Origin of the sequence: Mesorhizobium sp. M1227 (genome assembly GCF_040318315.1) — a bacterium.
In the GTDB taxonomy this organism is placed as follows: Bacteria; Pseudomonadota; Alphaproteobacteria; order Rhizobiales; family Rhizobiaceae; genus Mesorhizobium.
In genome coordinates this window covers 1-14,738 of the sequence record NZ_JAMYLZ010000020.1, presented here as the reverse complement: position 1 = coordinate 14,738, position 14,738 = coordinate 1, and the positions used below count along the sequence as shown (strand labels likewise).

Annotated in this window: 13 protein-coding genes; 8 read left to right on the top strand and 5 right to left on the bottom strand. The window is 61.2% G+C overall.

Annotated features, from left to right (window positions below):
- Positions 1-5: 5 nt before the first annotated feature.
- Positions 6-1,208, bottom strand: a complete 1,203-nt coding sequence (locus NKH28_RS21455; RefSeq protein ID WP_352980361.1) for a pyridoxal phosphate-dependent aminotransferase — start codon at positions 1,206-1,208, stop codon at positions 6-8.
- Positions 1,209-1,410: 202 nt separating this feature from the next.
- On the opposite strand from NKH28_RS21455, the gene NKH28_RS21450 reads away from it, so the two are divergent.
- From NKH28_RS21450 to NKH28_RS21440, 3 genes are all read left to right on the top strand, one after another.
- Positions 1,411-2,304, top strand: a complete 894-nt coding sequence (locus NKH28_RS21450) for an EAL domain-containing protein (protein WP_352541073.1) — start codon at positions 1,411-1,413, stop codon at positions 2,302-2,304.
- On the top strand, positions 2,301-3,155 hold the full coding sequence (locus NKH28_RS21445; RefSeq protein WP_352980360.1) for an EAL domain-containing protein: 855 nt from the start codon (positions 2,301-2,303) through the stop codon (positions 3,153-3,155). Before NKH28_RS21450 ends, NKH28_RS21445 begins: the two co-directional genes overlap by 4 nt.
- Before the next feature lie 263 nt (positions 3,156-3,418).
- Positions 3,419-4,027, top strand: coding sequence for a glutathione S-transferase family protein (locus tag NKH28_RS21440; RefSeq protein ID WP_352541074.1), 609 nt, complete (start codon positions 3,419-3,421; stop codon positions 4,025-4,027).
- A 332-nt stretch (positions 4,028-4,359) separates the two neighbouring features.
- Here the strand turns inward: NKH28_RS21440 and NKH28_RS21435 are convergent, their stop codons facing one another.
- Positions 4,360-4,572, bottom strand: coding sequence for a cold-shock protein (locus NKH28_RS21435; protein WP_023678332.1), 213 nt, complete (start codon positions 4,570-4,572; stop codon positions 4,360-4,362).
- A gap of 295 nt (positions 4,573-4,867) precedes the next feature.
- Here NKH28_RS21435 and NKH28_RS21430 point away from each other — a divergent pair, with 295 nt between their 5' ends.
- Complete coding sequence (locus tag NKH28_RS21430; RefSeq protein ID WP_352541076.1) at positions 4,868-5,194, top strand: hypothetical protein; 327 nt, start codon at positions 4,868-4,870, stop codon at positions 5,192-5,194.
- Between the two features lie 52 nt (positions 5,195-5,246).
- Here the strand turns inward: NKH28_RS21430 and NKH28_RS21425 are convergent, their stop codons facing one another.
- Entirely contained in the window at positions 5,247-5,816 is a 570-nt protein-coding gene (locus NKH28_RS21425; RefSeq protein WP_352541077.1) for a methylated-DNA--[protein]-cysteine S-methyltransferase, read from the bottom strand.
- 207 nt (positions 5,817-6,023) lie between these two features.
- Here NKH28_RS21425 and NKH28_RS21420 point away from each other — a divergent pair, with 207 nt between their 5' ends.
- The 4 genes from NKH28_RS21420 to NKH28_RS21405 all read left to right on the top strand — a co-directional run bounded on the left by NKH28_RS21420 (position 6,024) and on the right by NKH28_RS21405 (position 8,410).
- A complete protein-coding gene (locus NKH28_RS21420; RefSeq protein ID WP_352774805.1) occupies positions 6,024-6,800 on the top strand; it encodes a transglycosylase SLT domain-containing protein in 777 nt (258 codons plus the stop codon).
- On the top strand, positions 6,793-7,281 hold the full coding sequence (locus tag NKH28_RS21415) for a GNAT family N-acetyltransferase (protein WP_352816141.1): 489 nt from the start codon (positions 6,793-6,795) through the stop codon (positions 7,279-7,281). Before NKH28_RS21420 ends, NKH28_RS21415 begins: the two co-directional genes overlap by 8 nt.
- 286 nt (positions 7,282-7,567) lie before the next feature.
- A complete protein-coding gene (locus tag NKH28_RS21410; RefSeq protein ID WP_352772968.1) occupies positions 7,568-7,951 on the top strand; it encodes a DUF6152 family protein in 384 nt (127 codons plus the stop codon).
- Positions 7,952-8,410, top strand: coding sequence for a hypothetical protein (locus NKH28_RS21405; RefSeq protein WP_352980359.1), 459 nt, complete (start codon positions 7,952-7,954; stop codon positions 8,408-8,410). It begins immediately after the preceding gene.
- Between the two features lie 126 nt (positions 8,411-8,536).
- On the opposite strand, the gene NKH28_RS21400 is transcribed toward NKH28_RS21405, so the two are convergent.
- Both NKH28_RS21400 and carB read right to left on the bottom strand, forming a co-directional pair.
- Positions 8,537-10,642, bottom strand: a complete 2,106-nt coding sequence (locus NKH28_RS21400) for an ATP-binding protein (RefSeq protein WP_352980358.1) — start codon at positions 10,640-10,642, stop codon at positions 8,537-8,539.
- A 316-nt stretch (positions 10,643-10,958) separates the two neighbouring features.
- Positions 10,959-14,462: a carbamoyl-phosphate synthase large subunit gene (carB, locus tag NKH28_RS21395; RefSeq protein ID WP_352980357.1), complete on the bottom strand. Its 3,504-nt coding sequence runs from the start codon at positions 14,460-14,462 to the stop codon at positions 10,959-10,961.
- Positions 14,463-14,738: the final 276 nt, after the last annotated feature.

The following is a 14,738-nucleotide window of genomic DNA, read 5'->3' as shown; positions in this document are numbered from 1 at the left end:
ACGTCTCAGACCAGCGCGGCGGTAAAGCGCTGGATGCGCGTGCAGGCCTCTTCGAGCAGAGCCTCCGACGTGGCGTAGGAGATGCGGAAGTTCGGGCCGAGGCCAAAGGCCGAGCCGAAAACAACCGCCACGCCCTCGGCCTCGAGCAGTTCGGAGCAGAAGGTTTCGTCGCTGTCGATCACCTTGCCGTTCTTGGTCCTCCTGCCGATCAGCTGGGCACAGGAGGGATAGACGTAGAACGCACCCTCCGGCGACGGGCAGGTGATGCCGCGCGCCTGGTTGAGCATCGAGACGACGAGATCGCGCCGGCCCTGGAAGATCGCCTTGTTCTTCGGGATGAAATCCTGCGGGCCGTTCAGCGCTTCGACCGCCGCCCATTGGGCGATGGTGCAGGCGCCGGAGGTCTGCTGGCCCTGGATCATGTCCATCGCCTTGATCAGCGGCACCGGGCCTGCCGCGTAGCCGATGCGCCAGCCGGTCATGGCATAGGCCTTTGACACGCCGTTCATCGTCAGCGTGCGCTCATAGAGCTTCGGCTCGACCTCGGCGATGGTCTTGAAGACGAAGTCGCCATAAGTCAGGTGCTCGTACATGTCGTCGGTCAGCACCCAGACATGCGGGTGCTTCAACAGCACGTCGGCCAGGCCCTTGAGCTCCGCTTCGGTATAGGCGGCGCCCGAGGGGTTGGACGGCGAGTTCATCAACAGCCATTTGGTGCGCGGCGTGATCGCCTTTTCCAGCACGGCCGCCGTCAGCTTGAAGCCGTTGTCGATGGAGGTGTCGGCAAAGGCCGAGGTGCCGCCGCAGATCGCCACCATTTCGGGATAACTGACCCAGTAGGGCCGCGGGATGATCACTTCGTCGCCGGGGTTCAGCGTCGCCATGAAGGCGTTGAACAGGATCTGCTTGCCGCCGGTGCCGACGATGGTCTGCTCCGGCGGGTAGTCGAGATTGTTCTCGCGCTTGAATTTTTTTGCGATCGCATCGCGCAGCGGCACAATGCCGGATACCGGCGGATACTTCGTCTCGCCGCGGCGGATCGCCTCGATCGCGGCGTGCTTGATGTTGTCGGGGGTGTCGAAGTCCGGCTCGCCGGCGCCCAGCCCGATCACGTCGCGGCCGGCGTTTTTCAGCTCGCGCGCCTTCTGCGTCACCGCGATGGTCGCGGAAGGCTTTACGCGGGAAAGGACGTCGGCAAGAAAGGCCATGACAGATATCTCCAGAAAAGACCGGCGGGCGAAAGCGCCGCGGCGCCTCTCATGTCGCATCATCTGGTCAAGCGCAAGCCCAGCGCAGGCATTGTCGAATGAGCCAGCGCGCAATGCTGGCAACAATAAATTCACCAACGATCGGTAAAAGCTAGAACGGCAGGACCGTAGCCGGTCCGCCAGTCTCGCACAGCGAGGAACCGTGACGCGCAGCATCGGGCTTGCCCATATCATCCGCCATGATGACGGCACCGCCAGCGGTGTCTGGGGGGTCTATACGCTGCAAAGCGCGTTCCAGCCGATCTTCGCCTTCAACAAGGGCAAGCTTTCCGTCGTCGCGTTCGAGGGGCTGATCCGGCCGTTCCGCGAAGGCGAGCCGCAGCCGCCGATGAGTTTCTTCAACAGCTGTCCGGCGGTCGACCGCCTGCATATCGAGGCGCTGACACGGACGCTGCACCTTCTGAACGCCGGCGCCTGCCTGCCGCGAGACGCCTCCATCTTCATTAATTTCGATCCATCGGTGTTCACCGACCGCAGCATCGCCGACAAGGCGCTGCGCGAAATGCGGCTGGTGCTGCACGAGGCCGACATCGATCCGCACCGCGTCGTCTGCGAGGTCACCGAACAGAAATCGGCGTCGCAGGAAACGCTCTACAATTTCGTCGAGGCGCTCAGGGGCAATGGTTTGCGCATTGCCGTCGACGATTACGGCGCGGACGAATCCGACATCAATCGCATCAAGGAACTCAGGCCAGACATCGTCAAGTTCGACGCCGACTGGATCATGACGCTGATGGAATCCGGTGCCGGCTTCGCCTTGCTGACCGCTATGGTGACCAGCTTCGAAGAGCAAGGCATCCGTACGGTATTCGAGGGCATCGAGACGGGCTGGCAGCTCGAGCTCGCCGAAAAGTCGGGCGCCTCGATGGTGCAAGGCTTCGTGCTGGCACGCCCGGAGCTTGCACCGACCAGCTTTCACGTCTTCGACAAGGCCGGGCAGGCATCAGCGGTGTCGCCCGATAAGGACAAAGTGCCCACGGCCGTTTCGACCTCGCGGCGACCGATGCGGGCTTTCGGGCGCAGGGTGGCATCGTGACCGGGCGGGCCGACATGCGGCGCAAGGTCGGCGAAGCGATCTTTGCCGACGAGGTCGGCATCGAATATGGCGTCTACGGCGCATTCCGGCTGAGGAGCGCCTATCAGCCGGTCTTCGCGCCGCGCGGCAGGTTTCTCGCCGCCGTTGCGGTCGAGGGACTGATCGAGCCGCACCGTGCAGGCAGGCCGGTGGCGCCGCAAATCTTCTTCGAAGGCGTGCCGGCAGCGGATCGGCTGTTTGTCGAAACCATGTGCCGGGTGCTGCATTTGCGCAACTTCCGCAACATCGGCGTCGACGGGCTCGACCTCTTCTTCAACTACAATCCGCTGATCAACGATGACCCCGCACGGGCGCTGGCCGAAATCAGGCTGATGACCAGGCATCTGGCGGATTTCGGCCTGCATCCCGGCATGCTGGTCTGCGAGATCACCGAACAGGCGGCCGGCGACAAGGTGCTTGTCAGCCTGGCGCGCGAGATGCGGCGCGACGGCGTCCGCATCGCCATCGACGATTTCGGCACCGGGCATTCGACCGAAGAAAGGGTAGCGCCGGTGCAGCCCGACATCGTCAAGATCGACGGCACCTGGTTCGCAGAATTCTGCCGCCATGCCGCCGCCGAGCGGTTTTTCCGGCCGCTGGTTTCGACGCTGCACGACCGTGGCGCCAAGGTGCTGGTCGAAGGCGTCGAGAACGCCACGCATCTGCGCGTCGCGCTGGATGGCGGCGTCGACCTGCTGCAGGGCTTTTACCTTGCCCGGCCGGCGCTGGCCGGTACGCTGTTCGACGAGGAGCCTCTGTCGATCGACAGGCTGCTTGGCAGGGATAGCAACGTCATCCCCTTGTTCGGCTAGGATATGCCGATATTCAAGTGATGCCGGCCTGCGAACGGGGGGTCCTGCGCTTCCGGTGCTCACGTACCCAAAAAGTACGCTCCGCTCCGGTTCTCGGAACCCGCTCTTCTCGGCTCGGCCTGACTTGAATCTCGACATATCCTGAAATGCATCAGCGGCGCTGATGCTTACGCCAAAACAAATCACTGGATGAAGCCGCCGCTGCCGCGATAGAGGCTGGATCAAGCCCTGAGAGGGGTGGTTGCGAGCAAGGGGGAGCACCGATGATACTCTATGGAATGATCGACAGCGGCAATTGCTACAAGCCGCGCCTGTTGATGGCCAAGCTCGGCATCGCTTTCACCAATGTCGAGGTCAGCTCGCACACCGGCGACACGCGCAAGCCCGACTATGTCGCGAAAAACGCGAACGCCATGGTGCCGCTGCTCGAACTCGACGACGGCCGGCGGCTGGCCGAATCCAATGCCATCCTGCTCTATCTCGCCGAAGGCACGCGGTTTCTGCCAGCGGACAGATACGAACGCGCGCTGGCCTATCAGTGGCTGTTCTTCGAGCAATACAGCCACGAGCCTTATATCGCCGTGCGCAGGGCGCTGCTGACCTTCCCTGAAAGAGCCAAGGACGCAACGCCCGAGCGGCTGGCGCTGACGCTGGAGCGCGGCAACAAGGCGCTCGGCGTCATGGACAAGCACCTGGCCGGGAGCACGTTCTTTGCCGGCAATGCGCTCAGCGTCGCCGACATCGCGCTCTATGCCTATACGCATACGGCCGAGACGGGCGGGTTTCAGCTCGACGCCTATCCGGCGGTTGCCGCCTGGCTGAAAAGGGTCGAGGCCGATCCGGGGCATGTGCCGCTGGAGTGGGTGGGTTGAGCGCAGCTCGCCGACTTTGCTGAGCAACGTTGACAATTGGCGAAAGCTTTGGCGAAAGCGTCCTTCTCCCCGTCACTATACGGGGAGAAGGAGCTGTATCGCCGGTTTCGCCAATTGTCGGCGTTTAAAATCCAGACAGCAAAAAGGCGGGACAAAATCCCGCCTTCCCATGCTTGGTAGCCTGATCGGGAGCGTTTTGGCCGGGCCGGCAGCAATCTGCTGCTTCGGCTTGTCGGGGTCTTTCGCTCCGGCGCGCTTCTCGCGCGACCGCCAGTACATCCGTGACTTGCCGCGCGCCCCGGGCTATCGCCCGGCGCGCGCCATTCGCAAAATCAGGCTGCCTTGCTCAGAGATCCAGCGGACGACTTGCCAGTGCGGCGGTCCTGCTCGATCTCGAAGTTGATCTTCTGGCCTTCAACCAGGGTCGACAGTCCAGCACGCTCGACTGCGGAGATGTGGACGAAAACGTCCGCGCCGCCGCTGTCAGGCTGAATGAAGCCGAAACCCTTGGTGGAATTAAACCACTTGACCGTACCTGTTGCCATTTCGATAGTCCTTTACGTTTGCTTTAGTTTGACTGGGCCGAAACCCAGCCGGTTTGTATCGAGATTTTGGAGATAGAACGTCAGCAAACGCGAAGATCGCGAGGCCCGGATCGATCGGCCGAAATATCAATGGACCGCATATAATATGCCTTCGCGCAAAAAACAAGACGGGGCGGAAAATGGCGCGACGGCAACGCTGCCCAACGGCCGCCCCAATCACGTGAGAGCGTCGTCGTTGCGCGCCTGACGCGGGAGGATCGCGACAGCTTCGGGCACGGGTTTTGGGGGGAGGGACATGAAAATCGTTCTGCTTGCCGCTTGCCTGACCCTGGTGGCCGCCGAGGCGCAGGCGGTCTCACGCTACGACCCGACCCGCATGAGCTGCGGCAGGGTGCAGGCGACGATCGCGCGCGAGGGCGCGGTCATCCTGCGCTACAGATCGGCGCGCGTGCCGGGGCTGGCGCTCTATGACCGCTATGTGCGGAGCCAGCAATTCTGCGACATCGGCGAGGTCAGGGCGCGGGCCTCGGTGCCGAGCGCCGACACGAATTCCTGCACCGTCTACAAATGCAAGCGGGTGGAGATCGACCGGCGTTTTCGCCGGCGCCTGCTTCCGGATTAGAGTGGGACGAAATGGTGCGCCGGGTGCCGGCCTCGCCTGAATATCAGCACCACTAAAACCCGAACGACACCTGCGCCGGGGGCGGCGGGCCGACGCGTACGCCTTCCATTGCCAGCATCTTTTCTTTGGTGGCCGAGCCGCCGGCCGCGGAAAATCCGCCGATCTTGCCGCCGGCGGCAAGGATGCGGTGACAGGGGATGACCAGCGGCACCGGGTTGGCGCCGAGTGCGGCGCCCGTCTCACGCGCCAGCCCGGCATGGCCGGCGCGTTTGGCCAGTTCGCCATAGGTGGTGGTTTCGCCGAAGGCGAGTTTTCGTGCCGCGTCATAGATCGCCAGGCGGAACTCGTCGACGCCGCTGAGATCGACCGGCACGTTGGAGAAATCTATATCCTCGCCGGCGGCATAGGCCTTGATCGACGCGATCAGCTCGGCAACCCATTGCGGCTCGGGCTTCGCAGGCTGGTCGGCGGCGGCATGGCGCAGCAGCCGGCGCTCGACCGCGTCGCGATTGCGCTGCGGCAGGCAGAGCCGGGTCAGTCCGGCATCGCTCCAGGCGATGCCCATGAAGCCGAGCACGGTTTCGAAGACCGCGTGGCCGGCGGTGGCATGAGAGGCGTGCATGGCGTGCTCCTTTCCGGAATCCTTCGAAGTACAAATCCAGAACAATATCGCATTTCGCGGCCCGGCTCGCCACCCGAAAACCACCGGCTACCGCGGATTGCCCGAGGAAAGATGCTGGTGTAAGGACTTCTTAACACCCGACGAACCGGACCCGAGCGCCGCTTGCCAGCAAAATTCCTCTTTCCCGTCCTTGCGGCGGTGTTGGCCGTGGCCGCTCTCAGCGGTTGCACCTCGACTTCGCCGGTGACCCCGACGCCGGCCTTCACCGAAAATACGGCCAATACCGATGCCGGCTTTACGCTGGCGCTGCCTGACACGGTTTCGGTGCTGCCGGAGCCGTCCGGCGTCGCCCAGACAGCGGCGCTGCCGATCGAGCCGGCCGCCGCCTTTGCCGGGCCGACGCCGCTGGCGGCAACTACCCCCGCCGTCATGACCGCCAATGCCCTGCCTGTTACCGCGACGCCAGCCGTCGCCATGCCGGTCAGCCAACAGACCGAGGCCATGCCCGGCGTTCAGCCGGTTTCCTACACGCTGCCGCAGGACCCGGCCGTTCTGGCCGCGACCGACCCCACCGAGCGTCAGTCGAACGCCGGCGGCCGCAGCGAGATCGAGCGACTGATCGAGAAATATTCCGCGCTTTACCAGGTGCCGGTCGATCTGGTGCGCCATGTCGTCAACCGCGAGAGCACGTTCAACCCGAAAGCCTACAATCACGGCCATTGGGGGCTGATGCAGATCAAGCACGCGACGGCGCGCGGCATGGGCTATGACGGGCCGGCAAGCGGCCTGTTCGATGCCGAGACCAATTTGAAATATGCGGTGAAATATCTGCGCGGCGCCTGGCTGGTCAGCGGAGGCAACCCCAAGCGGGCCGACCGGCTCTACCAGAGCGGCTATTATTACGACGCCAAGCGCAAGGGGATGCTGGGCGAAACCGGCCTCGGCAGCGACAGCCTGCGCCGCCGCATGCAGCCCGATGCCTGAGCCGGGTCCGCCGGCGCCAAACGACATCCGCCTGCGCAAGATCCTCGACGACACGCTTCTGGCGCCGCGCTGGCCCGAAGGTTTTTTCATGCGCGCCTTCGAAGCCGCGGATGCACTCGCTTTGCATACGCTGTTGACCGCGGTGTTCGACGACGGCGCCGACGGGCCGTTCGACGAATGGTGGCCGCGCATTTCGGCCGACGCGGAATTCGACCCAGCTTTGTGTTTCCTGGTCATCGACGGCAAGGGCCGGCTGACGGGCGCGGCGCTCTGCTGGACACGGGCGTTCGTCAAAGACCTTGCCGTGCATCCCGAGGCGCGCGGCAAGGGCATCGCCGAGGCGCTGATGCGGCACGCTTTCGCCGTGTTTCAGGCAAGGGGTGCTGCGCATGTCGATCTCAAGACCAACACTGTCGAGAACGCCGCCGCGGTCCGGCTCTACGAACGGCTGGGGATGTCCGAAGTCGACTGGGCGGCGTGAGGGGTCGGGGCAAGCGGGCGCTCGATCGTAGAAGTCGGCGCCGCCCCTCATCTGCCTGCCGGCATCTTCTCCCCGTAGAGGGACGGGGAGAAGGGGGCTGGCGGCAAACTCAGCTCCCTTTCTTCAACTCTGGAGATTGGCGAAATCCTTGGCGAAGGCACCTTTCTCCCCGTCACTATACGGGGAGAAATGCCCGGCAGGGCAATGAGGGGCAGCGCACACCTCATGTGATTTGACGCTGCCGCGCGCTGACCTACCCTCTAATGCCGAACCGAGGAGACGAGCGATGCAGTCACCTTTCAACCGAAGCGTCATGCTGGCAGCGGCGGTGATCCTTGCCGCCGCCACCGCAGCCTATGCCCATCACGGCTGGTCGTGGACGCAGGACGGATTTTTCGAACTCAAGGGCAAGATCACGGCCATCTATATCGGCAATCCGCACGCCACGCTGGACGTCGATGCCGAGGGAGAGGCCTGGCGGGTGGAGATGGCGACGCCGTCCCGCACGATCGCCGCCGGCTTTACCGAGGAGGTCGCCAAGATCGGCGACGAGGTGACCGCGATCGGCAACCGCTCGCGCGACGAAAACGAAAAACGCATGAAGGCAGTGCGCGTCATCGTCGGCGGCAAAACCTATGATGTCTATCCCGACCGCGTGCCGCCGGCCTGAATGGACGGGTTTTTTGCCGGCATCGAGCAGCTTGCTATGGTGCGGGGACTGAAGGCCTCGTTCGTCGCCTACCCCATCATCAATGCACTGCACATTATGTCGATCGGCGCGCTGCTCACCAGCGTCTGGCTCATGGATCTCAGGATCCTCGGCGCCTTCCGCTCGCTGCCGCAGACGGCGTTCGTCGCGCTGCTGCGCCGTACCGCATTGGCCGCGTTCGGCGGCGCGCTTGTCACGGGGTCGCTGCTGTTTTCAGTCCGGGCGAGCGAGTATGCGGCGATGCCGATCTTCCTCGCCAAGATGACACTCATCCTGCTTGCCGGGGTCAACTTCCTCGTCTTCATGCGCCGCGCAGGTGACGAGCCGGCCGGCGGAACCGTCACCGTGCTGGCGGTGCTTTCGCTGGTGCTGTGGACGGCCGTGCTGTTCGCCGGACGGTTTATTGGTTTCTTTGACTGAGGCGAGCGTCGGCACTGGCCCGCCGAGGCGGGCATGGAGTTTGACATGAGATCGAGTATGTCGCGGTGGGTGAGACGAGATAGCGGCGCTTCTCGGCCTGAGTGGCACGACCGTCACCCGCAATGCCTACATAAGCGGCTTTGGGGCAATCAGTTGGTTGAGGATCGCTGCCATTCCCGGCGGTCGATGTCCGTGATCCCTCATCCTAGAGATTATCAAGTTCCTGAAATGGTTGTATCTAGCTCCATTCCCATGTTTCCCGACAAAACGCTTCAGAATATCGCGCCCGCGAAATGACCGCTTCCATTTTCCGGTTTGGATATCATCATGAAGAGAGTCGGAGACGGATCTCGCTAACTCAATCAGCGCGGTATCTGAAAGAGAGTCTGAAACAAGTTCATCAATCCTTTTGCGATAGCTCCTAATTGCGTTCGCTACGGCCGCTGCGACATTGGAAGTTTGGGGGTCAACCCGTAACTTGAGAGCGGAAATGATCTTACTATTGGCAGAGTTAGATACCTCATGGGCCACCAAGGACGTCACCGTCTCGGCAGCGCAAAGTTTTAGATCTTCCTCTATGTCCTGCTCGGAGAGGGGTGTTTCATGCCCAAGTAAGTCGTTCATGACAAGTCGCAAATATTTCGGTTCAATGAGGTAGTTTTCGATATGGTATGCATCCCAGCAAAGCCTATTTTCTATTGATCTATTCTCTGAATCATCAGAATCTCTATCAGTGATGGAGAAAATGTGAGAGGTTGGAAGTTTTCCCGAAATAGTTATTTTCTCCAACAAAATGTGTAGTCCCCGCACTCGATGTTTATTCGAGCCAGAGATGAGATTGGCCCTGCTCGGCAACTCAGGGAACAGCTCAGAAGCCATCTGAATGTCAAAGTCAGACTCTTCCCCTTCAAAAATAACAATCTTACCGCCGGGGTTATAGGCTGCCAGATCTCCAACTAGATCGATTACTGCTCGTTCAAGGTCCTGATCCGCTCGGATCAACGTTGCCTGGCTAGAGTGTTCAACTGCGTATGCGCTTGGGGTGATGTGAAAAACTGAGACGCCAGGCCTTCCTACGCTCTCACGGAGGATCGCGTCGGAATGTGTGATTAACCACACCTGATTTCCCAGAGCTTTTGCAAGGTGGCGATGATAGAAATCCGGGAGATTTCTGGTCAGCCTTGGGTTCAGATGGAGTTCGGGTTCATCAAGCAATATAACAGAATTTTTCGGAGTCGAGGTGCGAAGGCGAAGATATCCATATAAGATTTCCTTTTCGCCTGAGCTTAGCTCATCTAAATCGTGTGTCTCTCGTCCTCCAACCTTTACAGGAAAGCGCAAACTACCATTAGAGGTTGGTTGAGGGCCCAAAAATTCTTTGTCTGGGAAAAAAGTTGCAAATAGCTCTTTCAGAACATCGGTCGTAGATTGTGTTTTTTCTACGAAAGATCCAGACTTTTCTGACAGAGCCTCTCTGACATACAGGGCCGCCATTTCGCTTTTGACGTTGCCGTATTTTGCATTGTAGTTGTACAGCGTGCTCTGTTTTTTTTGTGCTTCTATCGCATCCAAGTTTACGTTGATTGAATTCAAAACCTCTCTGCCGTATATTCGGTGAGGCCCGTGATAGTCAATGATGCCAAAATGCTTAATATCAAAGGTGCTAAATACAAGCTCAAGCACCTTTGATGGATTGAATTCAGGCTGTTTGTTAGGTTCAATAACTATACTTGCGGTTATAAATTCAAGATCTATCTCCTCTTCAAACAATTTAAAATCTTGATCGGCCTGTATCTTTACCTCGGGCTCTCGACTGCGGAATTGAGCGGTAAAAGGCGCTGCATTTAATGATCGCCATCCATATAGTTCAGGCACGACAGCTCGCCACGCTTGATCTCTGATTAGCGCCTCAGAATTCTGTTTAAGATAGATTCTCTCAGCTTCGTGGATTTCGATATCAATCTGAATAATGAGCGGTTTATTCGGATCGTTAAAGAGAGATATGAATGCGGCAGGGTCGTTTGAGAAGTTGATCTGAAACTCACCAAACCATTGATGAGCTTCGTTTTGCTGGTATCCGCCATATACTGACTTAATGAGACGTATGGCGTCCAGTACACATGATTTTCCTGAACCATTCTGGCCTGCGAGAACGACTAGGTCATCTAGATTGGGCAGTTCCGTGAGCCGGACGCCTCGGAAGTTTTGAATATGTACTCGCCTTATGCGCATTAAAATCCCACCTCTCAAGATGCGAGACTCTCATACCAATTGGCATATACCGCTAGTGGTTAGCCCGCAGGGCGATCGATTTCCGTTGGATAATCAACAGGAATGTTGTGCAAAAACGTAAGTTATGTCGCTGGGTTGCCGTTCAGCTCCGATAACACTCGTCGCTTCAGGTGGTCCAAGACATCGGGCTTCTCAATCGCGCAGCGTGGTTGCCTGTTGCCCATTTAGAGACGTTAAGGCTACGATTGTCAAAACCCGCGCCGCCCTAGTACCCGCCGGCATCGTCTCCCCATTGAAATGGGGACGAATGCGTTCCTCAGGCAAAATACTCCTGCAAGGGGCGCACTTCCAAACTCCCCGCCTTCAGCGCGGCAATCGCCTCGGCCACCGCGGCGGCCCCCGAGAGCGTGGTGTAATACGGCACCTTCTGCATCAGCGTCGCGCGGCGCAGCGATTTTGAGTCCGACACCGCCTTCTGGCCGTCCGTGGTGTTGAAGACGATCTGCACCTGGCGGTTGCGGATGGCGTCCTCGATGTGCGGGCGGCCTTCCAGCACCTTGTTTATCTTTTCGGCGGCGACGCCGTTTTCGGCGAGGAAGCGGGCGGTGCCGGAGGTGGCGAGCACTTTAAAACCCTGGCCGGCAAGGCGCTTCACTGCCGGCAATATGCCCTTCTTGTCCTCGTCGCGCACCGAGACGAACAGCGTGCCCGCGCGGGGGAGATCAACACCCGCCCCGAGCTGGCTCTTGGCGAAGGCCAGCGCGAAGTCGCGGTCGAGGCCCATGACCTCGCCGGTCGAGCGCATTTCCGGGCCGAGTAATATGTCGACGCCGGGGAAGCGGGCGAACGGGAACACCGCTTCCTTGACCGCGATGTGGCCGGGATTGCGCGGGTCGGGCATGGCGCCGTAATGGGCGAAGGCGTCTTCCAGGCTTTCGCCGGCCATGATGCGGGCAGCAATCTTCGCGATCGGCCGGCCGATGGTCTTGGCGACGAAGGGCACGGTGCGCGACGCCCGCGGGTTGACCTCCAGCACATAGACGGTGCCGTCCTTGATCGCGTACTGCACGTTCATCAGCCCGCCGACATTGAGCGCGCGGGCAAGTGCTGCCGTCTGGCGCTCCAACTCGTCGACCAGCTCGGAGGGCAGCGAATGCACCGGCAGCGAACAGGCCGAGTCGCCGGAATGGATGCCGGCCTCCTCGATGTGCTCCAATATGCCGGAGACGTAGGTCGACCTGCCGTCGCAAAGGCAATCGACGTCGACCTCGATGGCGCCCGACAGATAGGTATCGAACAGAAGCGGGTTCTTGCCGAGCAGCGTGTTGATCTGGCCGGTCTTGTCGTTGGGGTATTTCTGCTTGATGTCCTCCGGCACCAGCCCGGGCACGGTGTCGAGCAGATAGGATTGCAGCATGCTCTCGTCGTGGATGATCTGCATGGCGCGGCCGCCGAGCACATAGGACGGGCGCACCACCAGTGGGAAGCCGAGCTCGCCGGCGACGAGGCGGGCCTGCTCGACCGAATAGGCAATGCCGTTCTTCGGCTGGCTGAGGCCAAGCTTGTGCAACAGCTTCTGGAAACGGTCGCGGTCCTCGGCGAGATCGATCATGTCGGGCGAGGTGCCGAGGATCGGGATGCCGGCCTTCTCCAGCGCATCGGCGAGCTTCAGCGGCGTCTGGCCACCGAACTGGACGATGACGCCGACCAGCTCGCCGGACGCCTGCTCGGCGCGCAGGATCTCCAGCACGTCCTCCGGCGTCAGCGGCTCGAAATAGAGCCGGTCGGAGGTGTCGTAGTCGGTCGAGACGGTTTCGGGATTGCAGTTGATCATGATCGCCTCGAAGCCGGCGTCGCGCAGCGCAAAGGCGGCATGGCAGCAGCAATAGTCGAACTCGATGCCCTGGCCGATGCGGTTGGGGCCGCCGCCGAGGATGATGACCTTTTTCCGGGATGAGACCTGCGCCTCGTTGGCGAGCGCGCCGGCAAACGGCACCTCATAGGTCGAATACATGTAGGCGGTGGGCGAGGCGAATTCGGCGGCACAGGTGTCGATACGCTTGTAGACGGGATGAACGTCGAGCTTGTCGCGTATCTTCTGGATCTCTTCGACATCCTTCCTGACCAGGGAGGCGAGGCGGGCATCGGAGAAACCCATCGCCTTCAGCATGCGCAGATTGGCGGCGTCCTCGGGGATGCCGTGCTCGCGGATGCGCGCCTCCATGTCGAGAATGCCGGCGATCTGTTCGAGGAACCACGGGTCGATCTTGCACATGGCGTGCACGTCTCCCAGCGAGGTGCCCATGCGGATCGCTTGCGCCACCATGCGCAGCCGGTCCGGCGTCGGCGTGCCCAGCGCGGCGCGAATGGCGTTGCGGTCATCGACATGGCTGGCAGCTGTCGTCCCATGGCCGATGCCGGGGATCTCGATCTCGTCCAGACCAGTCAGGCCGGTCTCCAGCCCGCGCAGCGCCTTCTGCAGCGATTCCTGAAAGGTGCGGCCGATGGCCATGACCTCGCCGACCGACTTCATCGAGGTGGTCAGCACCGGCTCGGCGCCGGGAAACTTCTCGAAGGCAAAGCGCGGAATCTTGGTCACGACATAGTCGATGCTCGGCTCGAACGAGGCCGGCGTTGCTCCGCCGGTGATGTCGTTCTCGAGCTCGTCCAGCGTGTAGCCGACGGCGAGCTTGGCGGCGATCTTGGCGATCGGAAAACCGGTCGCCTTGGAGGCCAGCGCCGACGAGCGCGAGACGCGCGGGTTCATCTCGATCACCACCAGGCGGCCGTCGGCCGGGTTGACGGCGAACTGGACGTTGGAGCCGCCGGTCTCGACGCCGATCTCGCGCAGCACCGCGATCGAGGCGTTGCGCATCATCTGGTATTCCTTGTCGGTCAGCGTGAGCGCTGGGGCGACGGTGATCGAGTCGCCCGTATGCACGCCCATCGGGTCGATGTTCTCGATCGAGCAGACGATGATGCAGTTGTCGGCTTTGTCGCGGACAACCTCCATCTCATACTCCTTCCAGCCGAGCACGCTCTCCTCGATCAGCACTTCGGTGGTCGGCGAGGCGTCGAGGCCGGACTGGACGATCTCGAAGAATTCGGCGCGGTTGTAGGCGATGCCGCCGCCGGTGCCGCCCATAGTGAAGGAGGGGCGGATAATTGCGGGCAGGCCGACATGGTCGAGCGCTTGTGCTGCAATCGCCATGGCATAGCTGATATAGCGCTGCTTGCGGTCGCCCTCACCGAGGTTCCAGCGCGTTTCCAGAGCATCGAGCGCGGCGTCGAGATTTTCCGGCTTCTCGGCCTTCAGCGCGGCGCGCTCGGCCTCGTGCGTCTTGCGGTCGGCGTTCTTGACGTCGGTTGCGTTGGCCAGCATCGACTTCGGCGTTTCCAGGCCGATCTTGTTCATCGCCTCGCGAAACAGCGCGCGGTCCTCGGCCTTGTCGATTGCGGTGGCGTCGGCACCGATCATCTCGACCTGATAGCGGTCGAGCACGCCCATGCGGCGCAGCGACAGAGCGGTGTTGAGCGCGGTCTGGCCGCCCATGGTCGGCAGCAGCGCGTCCGGCCGCTCCTTGGCGATGATCTTGGCCACCACTTCGGGCGTGATCGGCTCGATGTACGTGGCGTCGGCCAGTTCCGGATCGGTCATGATGGTGGCCGGATTGGAGTTGACCAGGATAACGCGAAAACCCTCTTCCTTCAGCGCCTTGCAGGCCTGGGTGCCGGAATAGTCGAATTCGCAGGCCTGGCCAATGACAATGGGGCCGGCCCCGATGATCAGGATCGACTTGATGTCGGTGCGTCTTGGCATGTCGAGGGTCCGTTCGGCGGGCGGCTTGCACAAAAAGCCGGACGGGATGACCCGGCCGGTTGTGCTCGCGATTCTGGTATCAGGCTAGGAGGGCCTTATAGGGAAGAGTTTTGCCGGATGTAAGCCCCTAAAATGGCAGGCAGTAGGGCAGTAGGGCAGTAGGGCAGTAGGGCAGTAGGGCAGTAGGGCAGTAGGGCAGTAGGGCAGTAGGGCAGTAAGGCAGTAGGGCAGTAGGGCAGAGGTTCGAGCGCCCTTTAAACATATTGCCCTACTGCC

Bases quoted from the DNA above. Each gene is read 5' to 3' on its own strand.
- NKH28_RS21455 (WP_352980361.1), bottom strand. From the start codon at position 1,208: ATGGCCTTTCTTGCCGACGTCCTTTCCCGCGTAAAGCCTTCCGCGACC.
- NKH28_RS21440 (WP_352541074.1), top strand. From the start codon at position 3,419: ATGATACTCTATGGAATGATCGACAGCGGCAATTGCTACAAGCCGCGC.
- NKH28_RS21435 (WP_023678332.1), bottom strand. From the start codon at position 4,572: ATGGCAACAGGTACGGTCAAGTGGTTTAATTCCACCAAGGGTTTCGGC.
- NKH28_RS21430 (WP_352541076.1), top strand. From the start codon at position 4,868: ATGAAAATCGTTCTGCTTGCCGCTTGCCTGACCCTGGTGGCCGCCGAG.
- NKH28_RS21425 (WP_352541077.1), bottom strand. From the start codon at position 5,816: ATGCACGCCTCTCATGCCACCGCCGGCCACGCGGTCTTCGAAACCGTG.
- NKH28_RS21415 (WP_352816141.1), top strand. From the start codon at position 6,793: ATGCCTGAGCCGGGTCCGCCGGCGCCAAACGACATCCGCCTGCGCAAG.
- NKH28_RS21410 (WP_352772968.1), top strand. From the start codon at position 7,568: ATGCAGTCACCTTTCAACCGAAGCGTCATGCTGGCAGCGGCGGTGATC.
- NKH28_RS21405 (WP_352980359.1), top strand. From the start codon at position 7,952: ATGGACGGGTTTTTTGCCGGCATCGAGCAGCTTGCTATGGTGCGGGGA.
- NKH28_RS21400 (WP_352980358.1), bottom strand. From the start codon at position 10,642: ATGCGCATAAGGCGAGTACATATTCAAAACTTCCGAGGCGTCCGGCTC.
- carB (WP_352980357.1), bottom strand. From the start codon at position 14,462: ATGCCAAGACGCACCGACATCAAGTCGATCCTGATCATCGGGGCCGGC.